Here is a 14,816-nt window from a genome sequence, read left to right as displayed (position 1 = left end):
ATATAAGGAGAGTTATGTATTTGTAAGGAGGTGTTGAGAGTGGCAGACAAGAAATCAATGTCAGGCTTTAAGCAGGATGATAAGGGTGTGTGGTGGATTTCGAATTATGTTAGTAATGCAAAGCTGAGAATAAACTATAAAATTAAGAAGTTATTGGATTATAAGCAATCTGAATACCAGCAAATTAGCATAGTTGACAGTGTGGCGTTTGGAAAAATGCTCGTACTAGATGGCATTCCCCAAATCTCAACGGGCGAGGGTTTTATCTATAATGAAATGATTAGTCACATTCCGATTGTCACCCACCATAACCCTAAAAAGGTGGCAATGATTGGGGGAGGAGATTGTGGCAACGCCCGCGAAGCAATGAAATATGCTGAAATAGAAAAGATACATGTAATTGAAATTGATCCGCAGGTAACCGAGCTATGTCAGAAATGGCTGACACCAGCAGAGGTTTACGAACAGGATCAGCGTTTTCAAATCTTTCATCGGGACGGCTTTGAATGGATTCAAGAGCAACAAGGGGAGTATGATGTGTTAATGATTGATCGACCAGACCCAGTAGGTCCAGGGAAAAAACTGTTTGAACCAGAGTTTTATCAGTATGTGTATAATGCATTGTCCGATGATGGAGTGGTGGTCTTTCAATCGGGTTCACCGTTTTATAATCAATCAATACTAAAAAAAACAGTGAAGCAATTACGTACTCATTTTCCAATCGTTCGAACCTACTTAATGTCGATTCCTTTGTATCCATGTGGTTTATGGAGCTTTACACTTGCCTCAAAGAGGTATGATCCGCTACAGGCCAATTTAAGCAAATTACATTATAGTGATACGAAATACATTTGCCCTGAAATGTTTTTAGCGTCGTTTGTCTTGCCAAAATATGTTCATGATTTACTCGAGATATAGTACAAGCACAAGCATCAACTAGCTGGGTGAACAAAGGTATCCTGGAATTCAGCGATAATTCCAGCGAAAATTTTTACTGTCTCTTTCAAGTACTTCACACGTAATGTTCGAGATAGCTCGATTTGGAACGTGTGAAAATTTGCGCCGTAACCTGAGTAATGATCGGTATCTCCGAAGCGATGGGAAACAATCGATTCATTCCCTTTAAATTTTCTATCAAAAACGATATTCATCTCTGGAGAAATATTTGAAAAAGTACTTTTCAATTTCTTTTCAAACCATTTTCGCACCTCCCGCGAACAGGATTTACCTCTTTGGGTACCGATTTCAATTGCAAAAGGACCATAGTTTGCATCCTTCATACCGTGAAAGGAAAGATGTAAAAATGGAGTCTGAAGCGTGTGCTTAGCGAAATCTACGATTTGCAAATAATCTAATATGTCGTGAATTGCCTTTCTGTATTCTGTAATCCCAGCTTGATTTTCCCTAGTTGGCGCACGGTTTAAATCGCAATATAACCTCGAAACCGTACTGATTATTCCGGCACAGCCAATTTCTTTAATTAATTTCTCGACGATTTTGTCAGTATATTTATCTGCAGCTGGGGGGGCAGCGTGCAGGGCGTCGACAAGTGCGCAAATATAGCCCTTACCCATATGGTATTTTATAAAGGTTTGTTCAATATAAGGAATTGTCATCTAAATCAGCCTCCATTAACGTTTAAGGGAGTGTTTCTAATATAAATGCAAGTATTTTAAAAGTGTTTCAGTAAATGAGCACTTTTTATTTGTTTCTGCAAAAACTATCCAGAAACATCTTAGCGTTTTCATAATATATTGGTAATTAACCGGTTTAATGAAAAAAACTAGAAAATGCAGCATGTGATTTTCTAAAGTATTGGGGGTTTTACATATGGAATTGACGGGAAAGCGATTCTGTATGGTGACAGACAAAGAACTAATGCTACAAATCCTTCATATGAATAATGTACCTTGTTTAGAATTAATTGATCCAAAAACGTGTAAGTATCCGATTGTTGGCAGGAAGTATGGTCATCACAATGGAAAAGATTTAATCATCATTAACACAAATGAACAGATTGCAAATACAGAAGCTGATTTTTTTACCAAAATGTATGCCATTTCAACGGAATACATGTTAGAAATTGAAGGATTAACCGTAAAAGGTGTTTATATCGCCGTAGGTCAGGAAGTCGTTTTTAATGAAGTACCAATCCGTACTAAAGCATTTGGCTGGAAATGGGTAGCTTGCGAAATAGACACTATACCGGAGGAGTGGCTAGCTGTCGCGATACGAGCACTTTATGTTACCGGATTAAATAATGGGTTCGTTAAGCTTGGCCTGTTAGAGAATGAATCAATCATTGTAACTGATATTAACAGGGCAAATTCCACCTATACGGAAGCCACTACTGTGCCAAAGGGTTCATTTACAATGGGGGCGGATATAGAGTTTATGCTGAGCTGTGATGCTGACCTACTTCCAGCATCAACCTTCTTTTCACCAGGTGGTGAAGTTGGCTGTGACGAACGGCAAATCGAACAGGACAGTGGTGATTATGCACTGGTAGAAATTCGTCCGGAAAAAGCAAATACACCACAAGAGCTATTTCAGCACATTAAACAAATCATCCATCAGGCATCAGAGATAGTACCTTATGAAAATGTGGAATTTAGGTCAGGTAGTATGCCCTTTTCAGGTTATCAATGCGGAGGGCATATCCATATAGGTATGCCTATTACATTATCTATCCTTAGAGCATTTGATCAATTTGTAGCCATTCCATTCTCATTGATAGAAGATCCGCAAACTGCCAAAAAAAGAAGAAGGACCAATCATGGTGGCTTAGGACGCTATCGTTTAAAGCCATATGGATTCGAGTACATTGGCTTAAGTTCGTGGATCATTGACCCGAAATTAGCGTTAGGAGTGCTAAGTCTTGCAAAACTCGTTGCTCTTCATCATCACGAATTAACGGGGGATTTTTTGGAGAACCCCATCATTCAACGCGCCTATTATAATAGCAATCATGTAATCTTAAAACAATTGTGGCCTGAAATTAAAAAGCAATTACAAAATACATCTAGCTACCCTGAATATGAAGAGAATCTATTGTTTCTGTTTGATTCAATTGAAAATGGATATCCATACTCAGAAAAGAGTGACTTTCGTATCAACTGGGGGCTTTCTATTACTAAACAAAGCTTTGACCGAGGCAAGGTCATTCTCATACCGAAAAAAATAAGATTAAAACACGATTTGACTGAAGGATCAACAACATATATTTGTGCTGGAAATCGAATCACCGAGGCAACCATCCGCCCATATCCCTTCACATTTCGTAATTCAAATATCATTCAGCTCTCGAAAGCACTTAAGGAAAGTCTGCTGCTACCAATGGACTGGAATCCGAAAATTTCCTTGGTCAACGGCGTAATTACGCTCGGCCCAATTATTGGCATTCTTGCCCAAAGACCATTCGATCGGCAAACAACATATTTTCACCATATCGAAAGATTAGCAACTGAAAAACAAATGCTCGTGTATGTATTTGAACCGAAGGATATCGACTGGAATCAACAAATTATTAAAGGGGAAACAAGCAAAGGTCAAGGTATTTTCCCGTTTCCAGCAGTTATTTATGATCGATTAGTAGTTGGAAAAAAAGACCCGATTATTGATCGGATTCGAGCTAAGCTTCAGCATGTGTATCATATTCCCTTCATTAATCCAACTAAGTTATCCATTCTTACCCGCAACAAATGGGAAACACATAAGTTACTTTATGAGAAGCATGAAAAAATATTACCTGATGCTTGTCTACTTCAAGATACGGGCGATTTGATTGAGAAGCTCAATGAATATGGGGAAATTTATTTGAAGCCTGTCGGTGGTTCACTTGGAAAAGGAATTCTGCGTGTGATAAGACGCCCAACCGGTATATTTCTTTTAAATATAAAAGAAAAAAAGACCTATCACCTGCAAACAAACGAGCAATTACTATCTTTTGTTGCCCCACTTATGAAGGAACAGACTTACCTCATTCAGGAAGGAATCAGGAGAAAGCAATACAGAGGAAAGAATTTAGAAATACGTGTTTATATGCAGAAGAACGGTCAGCATAAATGGTTTAGAACGGGCATGGTAACTCGCTTAACAGCCGAGGATGTCATGACGGAAGATACAGAAATTAATTTGCGCTTAAGTAAAGTGTTAAAGCTCCTATATGAAGATCCGTCTGAACGACGCAGTATCACCCAAAAGCTTGGAAATATTGCCAGGAGTATTGTGACAACTATTGAAAATAACGTCGGGACCTTTGGTGAGATGGCTGTGGATTTATGTATAGATCAATATAATTCCATCAAGCTCCTTGAGGTGAACTCAAAGCCTGATAATCTGTTTTCACAAATTGGAGCATATCAGCTCAGAAATTTAGCAGGAATCCGACTCCTAAATTATGCTGCTTCACTTGCTGGATATGAGGGAGAAGATTTTAAAGTATGAACTCATCGAGGTGATGTCACATGAAAAGCTTAAGTCTTAACGAAATTCTTAATGTAATTGGCCCACATATTATCCGCAGTTCAGCTTTGGCAAGTAATCCAATCATACAGCGCGCAATGGATTGGACGGCAAAGGATATCGATGACCACACATTGGTTTTCCATATGGATCATGAAAAAATTAGGGGAAAGTATTGGAAAAATAATCAAGATATCGCCATTATTACTGATAAGCCTGAGCTTTGTACAAATCTAGGAGGTAAGATAACTCTAATCGAGACTAAGGATTTAGAAGGAGCATATTGGAATTTCATTGAATACTATCGTGGGATGTTCGATATTCCGGTCATTGGTGTGACAGGGACTTGCGGAAAAACAACAACTAAAGAAATGATGAAGCAAATACTCAGTGAAGATTTCAAGGTAAAAGCAACCTGGAAAAGTATGAATTCTATGTCGGTCAATCTTCGCTATGTAACGGGAATCGAGGAGGATACTGAAGTTGCTGTGTTTGAGATGCCGGTTGCTTATCCTGGCTATTTAAGGGTAGCTTGTCGTGCCTTTAAACCGCAAATTCGTATTCTCTTAAATATCGGTGTCCATCATTTGGCTGATTGCGACACTCCCGAGGTATATATGAAAGCAAAGGGAGAAATTGTTGATGGGATGGATCCGCAAAACGATGTTCTGATTGTAAATGCTGATGATGAAAATATTAGAAAGGTTCTTGACCCAAGTCCTTATAAAAAAGTGATTTATTTTGGCAAAACTCAAAGGGCGCAATTTAGAATTGATGAGTCTCATTTCGGTAATGGCGGAATGAACTTTACCTTCACCCATGAAAGCAAGCAATATCAGGCTTTCGTCCCGGGTTATGGTGAGCACAATGTTTATAATGCACTGGCGGCAATTGCGGCTGTTTCATTTGTCGGAATTTCAATACCAACTGCGATAACAAGGCTGGCCTCTTTTAAGCAGGTAAAGTCGCATCTAGAATTTAATCATGGTACAAACGGCTCTACGATCATTGATGATACATGGAACTCGGCCCCGTTATCGATGGATTCCGCGCTTCAAGTGTTAAAAAATGTGTCAATCGGAAAGAAATCGATTGCCTTGTTAGGCTATATGCCGCAGCTTGGAACTGGCACCCATGCCTTTGAACAATACAGTGAAATGGGCAAACGTGCTGCAGAAGCTGAGGTTGATTTGTTGGTCATTGTTGGTGAAAAAGCAAAGGTGATTGGGGAATCAGCTCTTAAACATGGGTATCCGGCGGAGCAGCTTCATTTTTGCGAAACAGGTGAGGAGATTTATCAAGTAATTCAAGCTCATCTTGAGCCAGATACTAATATTCTATTAAAAATTACCCATCGCGTTATGAAAAAACCAAGCTTTCAGGAGCTTCGAAATAAGCTCATCAAAAATGAGGACTAGTGAAAAACAGCAAGGAGCGTAAACATGAAGAAAACGACACAACTAAGAAACTTAATTACAAATAAACCGCTTGAGTTTATTATGGAAGCACATAATGCTCTAAGTGCAAAAATCGTTGAGGAGGCTGGCTTCAAAGGCATTTGGGGGAGCGGCTTATCGATTTCGGCAAGCATGGGTGTTCGCGATAATAACGAGGCATCTTGGACTCAAGTATTGGATGTTTTAGAGTTTATGAGTGATGCGACATCGATTCCAATTTTACTCGATGGGGATACGGGCTATGGCAACTTCAATAATGCTCGTAGATTAGTCAAAAAACTTGAACAGCGCAGCATTGGCGGCGTCTGTATTGAGGATAAAATTTTTCCGAAAACCAATTCATTCATCAAAGGTGAAGCCCAGCCATTAGCTGATATCGATGAATTTTCCGGGAAGATTAAAGCGATGAAGGATAGCCAAACAGATGATGATTTTGTCGTGGTATCGAGGGTTGAGGCGTTTATTGCTGGTTGGGGACTTAGCGAAGCGTTAAAAAGAGCTGAGGCATATCGTCAGGCAGGAACAGATGCGATTCTCATGCATAGCAAACGGGCTGATTTTACTGAAATTGAAGCGTTTATGAAGGAATGGGCGGGAAGGTTACCGGTCGTCATCGTCCCAACTAAATACTATTCGGTGCCAACGGACCGTTTCCGAGAAATCGGGGTTGGTCTATGTATTTGGGCTAATCACAACTTGCGAGCTTCCATCAAGGCGATCAAGCAAACTGCTTCTCAAATTTATCAAGAAGAAAGCTTAATGAACGTTGAGAAAAATGTCACTCCGCTCGAAGAGGTTTTCCGACTTCAAGGAGCTGAAGAACTGGCCCAGGCAGAAAAGATTTATTTAAATAGTGCTGCAAATAATCGAACTGCCATCATCATCGAAAATAAACCAGAAGCAGCTCCGCTCGTTTTAGAACAAGTAAATAGTTTAAAAGGTTTAGGGATAAGCGATATTGTCCGCATAGAAAATTCAGAGCCCCGAGGGAACATGGAGAAGAACACATTAGCTCGTGGGGAATTAGCGCCACTGTTTTCAGCTCGAGAAAGCTTGACTCAAACGACGATTATTTCGAATGGGGATATCGTTTATAAACCATATGTAATAAATGAACTACTTGACGACGCTAGTACAATAACGATTGTGGTCGATCCTGATATTGATGCAAATACATCAGGGAAGTTCTTTGTCTCGACGAAGCTCCCTTATACAAAAATGCTTTACAACGGAAATGTAGAATTTACTAACATGACTTCAAATGCAACTGCTGAAGATGTTCATGGTGAATTTATCGGATTATGGAAGGTATCGGATAAAGGTTCAGTATTGTTAAAAGCAGCGTTAGAAGCGTTAGCAAAACGGGACGATTTCCATGAGCTAACCATGCTAGACTTATTTAATTACCTCCACTCCCTTGAGCAAGTAAACGTAAAATATGTGAAGGGAGCCTGGCTTGATTTTAATACTTATAAGAAAATCCAAAGTGCTGGTGAAAAAGGATGATTGAAACAGCAGAATTTGGTTTTGAATTAAAACAACTAGGTTTTGATTTTTTTAGCGGTGTCCCGTGTTCTTATTTAAAAAATCTCATCAATTTTGCCATCAATGATTGTGAATATGTTATGGCAACAAATGAAGGTGACGCGATTGCCATTGCAGCTGGAGCCAGCCTTGGCGGAAAAAAATCAGTCGTGTTAATGCAAAACTCAGGCTTAACAAATGCTACCTCACCACTCATCTCACTCACACATCCATTCCAAATTCCGATATTAGGCTTTGTCAGTCTGCGAGGCGAACCTGGCCACAAGGATGAACCACAACATGAATTAATGGGGCAAATCACGGCAGAAATGCTGACCGTTATGAATATAAACTGGGAATATCTATCAGGTGATGTTGCCGAGGCTAAGCGTCAATTAGCGCACGCTAATTCCTACATTGAAGCCAATCAATCGTTTTTCTTTATTGTAAAAAAAGCGACATTTGCTGCCGTTGAGTTAAAAGAACGGTCTTTTTCTCAAAAGCAAAATCTCCTTCATTATCAAAAAAAAGACGATGATTTGCTGCCAACTCGTTACGAAGCCTTATCCATCATTAATGCTTGTAAAAATGCTGATACTATTCAGCTTGCCACAACAGGAAAAACAGGTCGGGAACTGTATGATCTTGAAGATTCCAAACATAACTTATATATGGTTGGCTCAATGGGGTGTGTCAGTGCGTTAGGTCTCGGCCTTGCACTCACGAGACCTGATAAGGCGGTTGTTGCTATCGATGGGGATGGTGCTTTGTTAATGAGAATGGGAAATTTAGCAACAAACGGCACTTATGCACCCGAAAATCTGCTTCATATTTTATTAGATAATCAAAGCCATGATTCAACGGGGGGACAGCAAACGGTGTCTGCTAATGTTCAATTTACAGAACTAGCTGCAGCCTGTGGATATCCTAACTCCATCTATGCACATAATCTTCATGAATTAAAGGATGCGATTGACAACTGGCAAAAGAATAAGCAATTAACCTTCGTTTATTTAAAAATCGCAAAGGGTTCAAAAAATGATTTGGGGAGACCAAAAATGAAACCTTACGAGGTTAAAAATAGATTGCAGGTGTTTTTACGTGATTAGCACAGCAGTCATTCTAGCGGCTGGACTAGGAAGTCGGATTCGCGAGCATAGTGGGAATCATCCAAAGGGTTTTTTGCTGCTGGATCGTTTACCAATCATCGAACATTCGATTCTAACATTACTTGAATTAGGAATCACAAAAATCTACTTAGGAACGGGCTATAAGCAGGAGGATTATCAAGCGCTCGCTGAAAAATATCCACAGCTGCATTGCGTCCACAATCCAAATTATGAAGACTCTGGGAGCATGTACACACTCTATCAGTTAAAAGATGTCGTGAAGGACGATTTCTTATTGCTGGAATCTGACTTAATATATGAAAAAAAGGCTTTAACTGCGCTCATAGAGCATGAACATGACAATGTGATCTTGGCGAGTCGATTGACTCAATCAGGTGATGAGGTATTCATTGAAGTAGATGAATCCCATCATCTGCTTAATATGTCTAAAAATTCCGCTCATTTACATGATATTTTTGGCGAATTAGTCGGGATTACTAAGCTGTCTTATCAAGGCTTTCAGGCATTAACTAGAATTGTAGAGCCGCGTTTTAAGACTAATTTGCAAATAGATTATGAGCAGGGCTTGATTCAACTAGCTAAAATTGAAGAGGTTATCGTTACGAAAGAGAACGATTTAGTTTGGTGTGAGGTTGATGATCCGCATCATTGGCAACGGGCAAAAACGGTAGTATTTCCTCTAATAAAAGCTCGTGAAGGCACGGCACAAAAAATCCCTGTCGAGCGGAAGGTTTTACTGAATCCTGGTCCAGCAACGACAACAGATACAGTGAAGTATGCCCAGATTGTTCCCGATATCTGTCCGCGGGAACAAGATTTTGGCACCGTAATGGAGTTTATATCAAGTGAGCTCACTAAGCTAGTTGGAAATACCGAAGAATTTACAACCGTCCTATTTGCCGGATCAGGGACAGCTGCGGTTGAAGCGATACTAAGCTCGGTTATCGATGATGACGAAGTTTTGTTAATCGTAAATAATGGTGCATACGGAAAAAGAATGTGTCAAATTGCAGAGATTTATCAATTAAATTACTTAGAGTTTAAGAGCCCTCCTGATCAACCAATTAATCTAGAGCAGCTTGAAGCGTATATTGTGGCACAAAAGGTGAAAGTATCCCATCTTGCCATCATTCATTGCGAAACAACAACGGGACTATTAAATCAGCTTCATGAGGTTGGTACCCTTTGTAAGCAGCATGAAATTACGATGATTGTTGATGCTATGAGCTCTTTTGCTGCTGTACCAATTGATATGAAGGCAATGAACATTAGCTATTTAGCAGCCAGCTCTAACAAGAATCTTCAAGGTATGGCAGGTGTTTCGTTTGTCATTGCGGATAAGTTTGCTTTAGAAAAAACAAAGCTAAACACACCGCGCAATTTATATTTGAATCTTTACGAGCAATTCCGCTCCTTCCAAGAAACAAAGCAAATGCGTTTTACTCCACCAGTTCAGATACTGTATGCCTTAAAGCAGGCTATTATTGAGACGAATTGGGAAGGAATCGAAAATCGATATGCCCGCTATTCGAGGTCATGGGAGACTCTGATTTCTGGAATAACTGGGTTAGGTCTCTCGCATTTAGTTCCTGTAAAGAATCATTCGAAAATTATTACCTCTATCATTGAACCGGAACATCCTCAATATAATTTTAATGAGATGCATGATTATTTTTACAAGAAGGGCTTTACGATTTATCCAGGCAAGCTCGATCAGCAAAATACTTTTCGAGTTGCAAACATTGGCAATATTGATTATAGGGATATCGGACGTTTCATCGACCTGTTGGCAATCTATTTACATGGATTAAAAGGTGGTGATTCAAATTCCTAGTCATTCATTAGCAGTTGCCGTTTATGTGTTGGATGATCAAAGTAACATTTTACTAGTGAAAGGCTTTCGGAGGGGATGGGAATTTCCAGGTGGTTATGTTAATCGGGGTGAATCGATTAAAGCAGCGGCCATTAGGGAGGTAAAGGAAGAATCAGGAATTGACATCGTCATTAAGAAGACGCTTGGTGTAGAGCATGATATGAACAGGTCCGTATCCGTATTTGTTTTTGAAGGAAAAAAGATTGGTGGAACATTGACGACCTCGAGTGAAAATGAAGATGTTGGTTTTTTTAGCTACGATGAAGCAATGAAAATCATTAAGTTGAGAAATTTTAAAGATCGTCTCTATAAATGTGCAAATGAAAAAAATACGCCATATATTATTGAAATGTGAAGAAAATGATAGATATCTGAACGATGAAAAAGAGCATTAACACTTATCCATAATATTATCCACAATATCCACAAGCACGCGAAGTTTTCCACAGTAATAAGACTGAATTTATCCACAACGATAATTGTTAATATATTAGTTATTTATTAAATTAATCCACATTATCCACAGCGTTGTGGATAAACCTGTGCACAATTTGTTATATTGTGAATAGTCTAAATGAGACAGACCGGGCTGAAACAAACCCGGTCTGTTATTATTCACACTATTATTATCGCTTATTTTTCCGGAGTTGCACTCGTTGATTTGCAGCATTTGCTCGTGCTTGAGCCTCTAAATCTGCCTGATCAGCAAGTTCAGCTGAATATTCCTCATCAATTCCATCCGATTTCATGTTCTTTGGAACCTGAGGAAGTGAGTTCTTATTGCTGTCACGTGTGTGATGTCGTCCATGCATTCTACCCATTCGTCATTCCCCTTTCATAATTCAAAGTTTGAAAACAAATTGTTTCCCTACCTTATCATTTGTTTGAAGGGGAGCTCATATGAATGGAAAAATTATGAACGAGGGCGTCTTTCAGTAAACCCTGCGGCACGGTCGGCCATTCTAAATTCGCGCTGGTAATTTACCTCTTGAGCACTTGTTAGAGAACTTCTCATTTTTTCACGTTTTTTCTTTTCCATTCAATATCATCCTTTCATATCGGTTAATTGAACACAGTTTCCATTTTTCCCTAATCAAAAAGAACCATACCTATTTGGAAAAATTTCGTGGTACATTAATATGGAGGTGAAGAGAATGCCAGTCATCACAAAAATTACTGCTCAACAAAAGCTAAAGGACCGCTATAATATCTTTATTGACGATGGAAAAGGTGAAAAATACGGATTTAGTGTTGATGAGGATGTATTAATTAAATACCAGCTAAAAAAAGGGATGGAGCTTGATGATTTTACGGTAACGGAAATATTTTATCAGGATGACATTCGAAAAGCATATTCACAAGCGGTTCAATACTTAGCGGCAAGAATGCGTTCAGAGGCCGAAGTAAGAAAACACTTACTTAAGAAGGAAATTCAAGAGGAAATCATCAATGAGGTTATACATAAGCTATATCAATACAAGTTTTTAGACGACCAGGAATTTGCAATTGCATATGTGCGGACGCAAATGAACACTACTGATAAAGGTGTAGTTGTGATTACTCAGGAATTAAAGGAAAAGGGAATTGCTGAATTTAAAGTTGAGACAGCGTTGCGAGAATATCCATACGAAAAACAATTGGCGAAAGCCTGTAATTTGGCAGAAAAATTTTTACAAAAAAAGAGTCATGAATCACTGAAAGCGAGTAAGCAAAAGCTTGAACAATTATTAATTCGAAAAGGCTATCCGTTTGAAATCATTCATGAAGCACTTTGTTCAGTTGAGTTTGAAGAAGACACTTTTCAAGAGCTACAAGCTTTGCAAAAGCAAGGCGATAAACTAATCAGTAAATATCGTAAATACGAGGGCTATGAATTTCGTCAAAAGATGAAACAAGCGTTGTACCGAAAGGGATTTCCGCTTGAACTGATTGATCAATATTTAGCTGAGCTTTCGGATGGACTTTCTGAGGAATAGCATTGGTTTCATAAGCCAACTTTCTTTATTTATCGACAAAAAATGACTATACTTAAAATATAGAAGAAAACTTGCGAGGTGGGGACATGGAACAACAGGAAAAACGGTACAGTGATATGAGCGCATATGAATTACAGCAAGAGATTGCGTTATTAAATGACAAGGCAAGAAAAGCAGAGCAGTTAGGTATGGTAAATGAGTACGCCGTGCTTGAAAGAAAGGCTTTTATGGCAAAGGCTTATTTATTAAACCCAGACGATTTTTCTGCAGGCTCAATTTACGAAATAATTGGCGCACCTGGATCGTATTTTAAAGTAGACTATTTAAATGGTGTATTTGCTTGGGGATACCGTTTAGATGGCGATGGCAAAGAAGAGGGACTACCAATTTCAATGCTGAATAATAATGCTAAATAAAAAGGTGCCCGGAGGCAAGATTACGCTCCGAGCAAATATTTAGGCTTCATATTATTTATTTTTAAAGTCAAGGGTTCCGTTTTCACGGTGACTGGAATTATACATCCGTTCTTGAGGATGCGTATTAATCGTTCCGTCAGCCCTTACTGAAGCGAATTCAGCTTTTGCTCGAGGTTCACCTTCGAGCTTTTGGTTATTTTGGTTAGGAAATCCACGTTCTTTATTTCGCATTAGTGTCTACCCCCCGCCTCTTGTTTTAAGAAAACGTGTGAATGAATCTTAGTATCCATTCATACGTGTTATTAGTATTTGGAGTTAAGCTTAAAGGTATGTCATTTAATCATTGGAAATGGGGGAATGGGAGATGAATGATTACCATCAGCGGTTGGCCAATCTTTTACTGGAGAAAAATAATCAATTATCCTACGATCAGGCAATTACTTGGGTTGAGCTATTATGGGATGATTTTGAAACGACTTATGCAAAAGCGGGTAAAGAGTATATGGGCAGTGAAACAACGGAGCGAATTGTGCGGCAATGGATTGATCTTTATGGTACTAAATTACATGAATTTGTAGCTAAGAATCCGAAATATAAGGATTTTCTAAATCAAAAACCAAAAATTCTTCATTAAAAAAAAGCGATGCCTTGTCAGCATCGCTTTCATATTTTTTCTAGAACAATGTCCAGCTACAGCGGCTAGGGGCTCGGGGTCATAAGTCAATCCGTCCAGAAGGTCAAAGGACGACCTTCTAGCCGGCTCGCCTTATGCCTGTCGCCCCTGGGCAAGCCGCTTCCGCTTTTCGTACTGTCTAGCTACAGCGGCTAGGGGCTCGGGGTCATAAGTCAATCCGTCCAGAAGGTTAAAGGACGACCTTCTAGCCGGCTCGCCTTATGCCTGTCGCCCCTGGGCAAGCCGCTTCCGCTTTACGTGCTATCCTGGAAGCAAATCGAGTTTTCTTCGAAGCTTTTCTTCACTGAAAATCCAGCCAGTGTAGGATTTGATAATCTCAAGCTGCAGGTCCAACTGAACTACAGCTACAAATGGATAATGATCATTACTGCGATAACGCAAATCAATAAAACGGACTTCGTAATAATCATCATACTCATCAAGCTCCCAGCGATAAACTGGCGAGAAGGACAAAAACGCTGATAGATTCTTATCCTTTTTAGCTGCTTCTAGTATCGGTGAATCCGGAACTGGAACCCGGTTAAATTGATCTAGTATGTTGACTTCATTATTGTGAGCTCTCCCAACAAAGAACTGGTGTTTATTCATTATCGCTAATCGCCATTGACTGTATCTCATTGTTGGAGCAATGATGATTTCGGTAGCATCTGGTATAAGACGTCGTACCTCATGATAAACACGTCTTTGGGCGATGAAGCGAAGGATATAATATACAACTAAAATTCCATAAATGGTAAGGAATGTATAGCCGGGATTGGTTCCAAAAGCCCAAAATAATAAACCGACTACATGTATGCCAAATATAAATGGATCAAATGTATTGATAACACCCAGTGCTAGCCATTTTGAAGAAAACGGCCTCAAAGCTTGGGTTCCATAAGCATTAAAAATATCAACAAATACGTGCAAAAATACGGCTAAAAAAGTCCAAAGCCATAAATGCAGCAAATTAGTTTCTGGTGAAAAAAGGTAGATGACAAATGAAATCGCAATCGGCCATAATAGTACTGCGGGAATAGAGTGTGTAATCCCACGATGATTGCGTATATAAACTGCGTTGTTCTTAAGCTTTAAAACAGTATCAATATCAGGTGCTTGCGATCCAATTAAGGTTGCAATTAGAACACTCGTTGTTGTTGCGGCACTGCCGGCGACTACTGGATCCATTGTTGCTAATCCGCCCAAAGCAAGTCCCATTACAACATGTGTACCTGTATCCAAAAGGAAAAACCTCCTCATATACTCGTTTAGACAATTAGGTAGCTTTCAAGAATAGTGTAAC

At 39.3% G+C, this 14,816-nt stretch carries 15 protein-coding genes; 10 read left to right on the top strand and 5 right to left on the bottom strand.

What is annotated here, in order from left to right; translation table 11 throughout:
* The first annotated feature begins 39 nt into the window (after positions 1-39).
* Positions 40-918, top strand: a complete 879-nt coding sequence (gene speE, locus FXW34_RS18825; protein WP_147535607.1) for a polyamine aminopropyltransferase — start codon at positions 40-42, stop codon at positions 916-918.
* A gap of 14 nt (positions 919-932) precedes the next feature.
* Here speE and FXW34_RS18820 read toward each other — a convergent pair whose 3' ends face one another.
* Positions 933-1,616 (bottom strand): N-formylglutamate amidohydrolase, encoded by a 684-nt coding sequence (locus tag FXW34_RS18820; protein ID WP_147535606.1) that lies wholly within the window; start codon positions 1,614-1,616, stop codon positions 933-935.
* A 214-nt stretch (positions 1,617-1,830) separates the two neighbouring features.
* Between FXW34_RS18820 and FXW34_RS18815 the strand changes: the two genes are divergently transcribed.
* From FXW34_RS18815 to FXW34_RS18790, 6 genes are read left to right on the top strand one after another with little or no spacing between them, the layout of a single operon-like run.
* Positions 1,831-4,446 carry a putative amidoligase domain-containing protein gene (locus tag FXW34_RS18815; RefSeq protein ID WP_147535605.1) on the top strand — a complete coding sequence of 872 codons (2,616 nt, stop codon included), beginning with the start codon at positions 1,831-1,833 and terminating at the stop codon, positions 4,444-4,446.
* A gap of 20 nt (positions 4,447-4,466) precedes the next feature.
* The gene (locus FXW34_RS18810) at positions 4,467-5,882 is read left to right on the top strand and encodes a Mur ligase family protein (RefSeq protein WP_147535604.1); all 1,416 of its coding nucleotides are present in this window, start codon (positions 4,467-4,469) and stop codon (positions 5,880-5,882) included.
* 24 nt (positions 5,883-5,906) lie between these two features.
* Positions 5,907-7,427, top strand: a complete 1,521-nt coding sequence (gene aepX / locus FXW34_RS18805) for a phosphoenolpyruvate mutase (protein WP_147535603.1) — start codon at positions 5,907-5,909, stop codon at positions 7,425-7,427.
* The gene (aepY, locus tag FXW34_RS18800) at positions 7,424-8,554 is read left to right on the top strand and encodes a phosphonopyruvate decarboxylase (RefSeq protein WP_147535602.1); all 1,131 of its coding nucleotides are present in this window, start codon (positions 7,424-7,426) and stop codon (positions 8,552-8,554) included. The genes aepX and aepY overlap by 4 nt, the downstream gene beginning before the upstream one ends.
* Positions 8,547-10,409, top strand: coding sequence for a 2-aminoethylphosphonate aminotransferase (locus tag FXW34_RS18795; protein ID WP_147535601.1), 1,863 nt, complete (start codon positions 8,547-8,549; stop codon positions 10,407-10,409). The genes aepY and FXW34_RS18795 overlap by 8 nt, the downstream gene beginning before the upstream one ends.
* Positions 10,393-10,803, top strand: coding sequence for an NUDIX hydrolase (locus tag FXW34_RS18790; RefSeq protein ID WP_246141191.1), 411 nt, complete (start codon positions 10,393-10,395; stop codon positions 10,801-10,803). The genes FXW34_RS18795 and FXW34_RS18790 overlap by 17 nt, the downstream gene beginning before the upstream one ends.
* 271 nt (positions 10,804-11,074) lie before the next feature.
* Here FXW34_RS18790 and FXW34_RS18785 read toward each other — a convergent pair whose 3' ends face one another.
* Both FXW34_RS18785 and FXW34_RS18780 read right to left on the bottom strand, forming a co-directional pair.
* Positions 11,075-11,269, bottom strand: a complete 195-nt coding sequence (locus FXW34_RS18785) for a YfhD family protein (protein WP_147535600.1) — start codon at positions 11,267-11,269, stop codon at positions 11,075-11,077.
* Between the two features lie 92 nt (positions 11,270-11,361).
* Complete coding sequence (locus tag FXW34_RS18780) at positions 11,362-11,487, bottom strand: YfhE family protein (RefSeq protein ID WP_147535599.1); 126 nt, start codon at positions 11,485-11,487, stop codon at positions 11,362-11,364.
* A gap of 115 nt (positions 11,488-11,602) precedes the next feature.
* On the opposite strand from FXW34_RS18780, the gene recX reads away from it, so the two are divergent.
* Complete coding sequence (recX, locus tag FXW34_RS18775; protein ID WP_147535598.1) at positions 11,603-12,424, top strand: recombination regulator RecX; 822 nt, start codon at positions 11,603-11,605, stop codon at positions 12,422-12,424.
* An 86-nt stretch (positions 12,425-12,510) separates the two neighbouring features.
* Entirely contained in the window at positions 12,511-12,840 is a 330-nt protein-coding gene (locus tag FXW34_RS18770) for a YfhH family protein (RefSeq protein ID WP_147535597.1), read from the top strand.
* A gap of 51 nt (positions 12,841-12,891) precedes the next feature.
* On the opposite strand, the gene FXW34_RS18765 is transcribed toward FXW34_RS18770, so the two are convergent.
* Positions 12,892-13,071, bottom strand: a complete 180-nt coding sequence (locus FXW34_RS18765; RefSeq protein ID WP_147535596.1) for a small, acid-soluble spore protein K — start codon at positions 13,069-13,071, stop codon at positions 12,892-12,894.
* A 133-nt stretch (positions 13,072-13,204) separates the two neighbouring features.
* Between FXW34_RS18765 and FXW34_RS18760 the strand changes: the two genes are divergently transcribed.
* Positions 13,205-13,474, top strand: a complete 270-nt coding sequence (locus FXW34_RS18760; RefSeq protein WP_147535595.1) for a YfhJ family protein — start codon at positions 13,205-13,207, stop codon at positions 13,472-13,474.
* Between the two features lie 300 nt (positions 13,475-13,774).
* Here FXW34_RS18760 and FXW34_RS18755 read toward each other — a convergent pair whose 3' ends face one another.
* Positions 13,775-14,755 (bottom strand): metal-dependent hydrolase, encoded by a 981-nt coding sequence (locus tag FXW34_RS18755; RefSeq protein WP_147535594.1) that lies wholly within the window; start codon positions 14,753-14,755, stop codon positions 13,775-13,777.
* Positions 14,756-14,816: the final 61 nt, after the last annotated feature.

It is taken from the genome of Bacillus marasmi, assembly GCF_902168435.1.
Taxonomy (GTDB): Bacteria; Bacillota; Bacilli; order Bacillales; family Cytobacillaceae; genus Bacillus_BU; species Bacillus_BU marasmi.
This window is presented reverse-complemented; position numbering and strand designations above follow the sequence as displayed.

Bases quoted from the DNA above. Each gene is read 5' to 3' on its own strand.
- FXW34_RS18820 (WP_147535606.1), bottom strand. From the start codon at position 1,616: ATGACAATTCCTTATATTGAACAAACCTTTATAAAATACCATATGGGT.
- FXW34_RS18815 (WP_147535605.1), top strand. From the start codon at position 1,831: ATGGAATTGACGGGAAAGCGATTCTGTATGGTGACAGACAAAGAACTA.
- FXW34_RS18810 (WP_147535604.1), top strand. From the start codon at position 4,467: ATGAAAAGCTTAAGTCTTAACGAAATTCTTAATGTAATTGGCCCACAT.
- aepX (WP_147535603.1), top strand. From the start codon at position 5,907: ATGAAGAAAACGACACAACTAAGAAACTTAATTACAAATAAACCGCTT.
- aepY (WP_147535602.1), top strand. From the start codon at position 7,424: ATGATTGAAACAGCAGAATTTGGTTTTGAATTAAAACAACTAGGTTTT.
- FXW34_RS18785 (WP_147535600.1), bottom strand. From the start codon at position 11,269: ATGGGTAGAATGCATGGACGACATCACACACGTGACAGCAATAAGAAC.
- FXW34_RS18780 (WP_147535599.1), bottom strand. From the start codon at position 11,487: ATGGAAAAGAAAAAACGTGAAAAAATGAGAAGTTCTCTAACAAGTGCT.
- recX (WP_147535598.1), top strand. From the start codon at position 11,603: ATGCCAGTCATCACAAAAATTACTGCTCAACAAAAGCTAAAGGACCGC.
- FXW34_RS18770 (WP_147535597.1), top strand. From the start codon at position 12,511: ATGGAACAACAGGAAAAACGGTACAGTGATATGAGCGCATATGAATTA.
- FXW34_RS18765 (WP_147535596.1), bottom strand. From the start codon at position 13,071: ATGCGAAATAAAGAACGTGGATTTCCTAACCAAAATAACCAAAAGCTC.
- FXW34_RS18760 (WP_147535595.1), top strand. From the start codon at position 13,205: ATGAATGATTACCATCAGCGGTTGGCCAATCTTTTACTGGAGAAAAAT.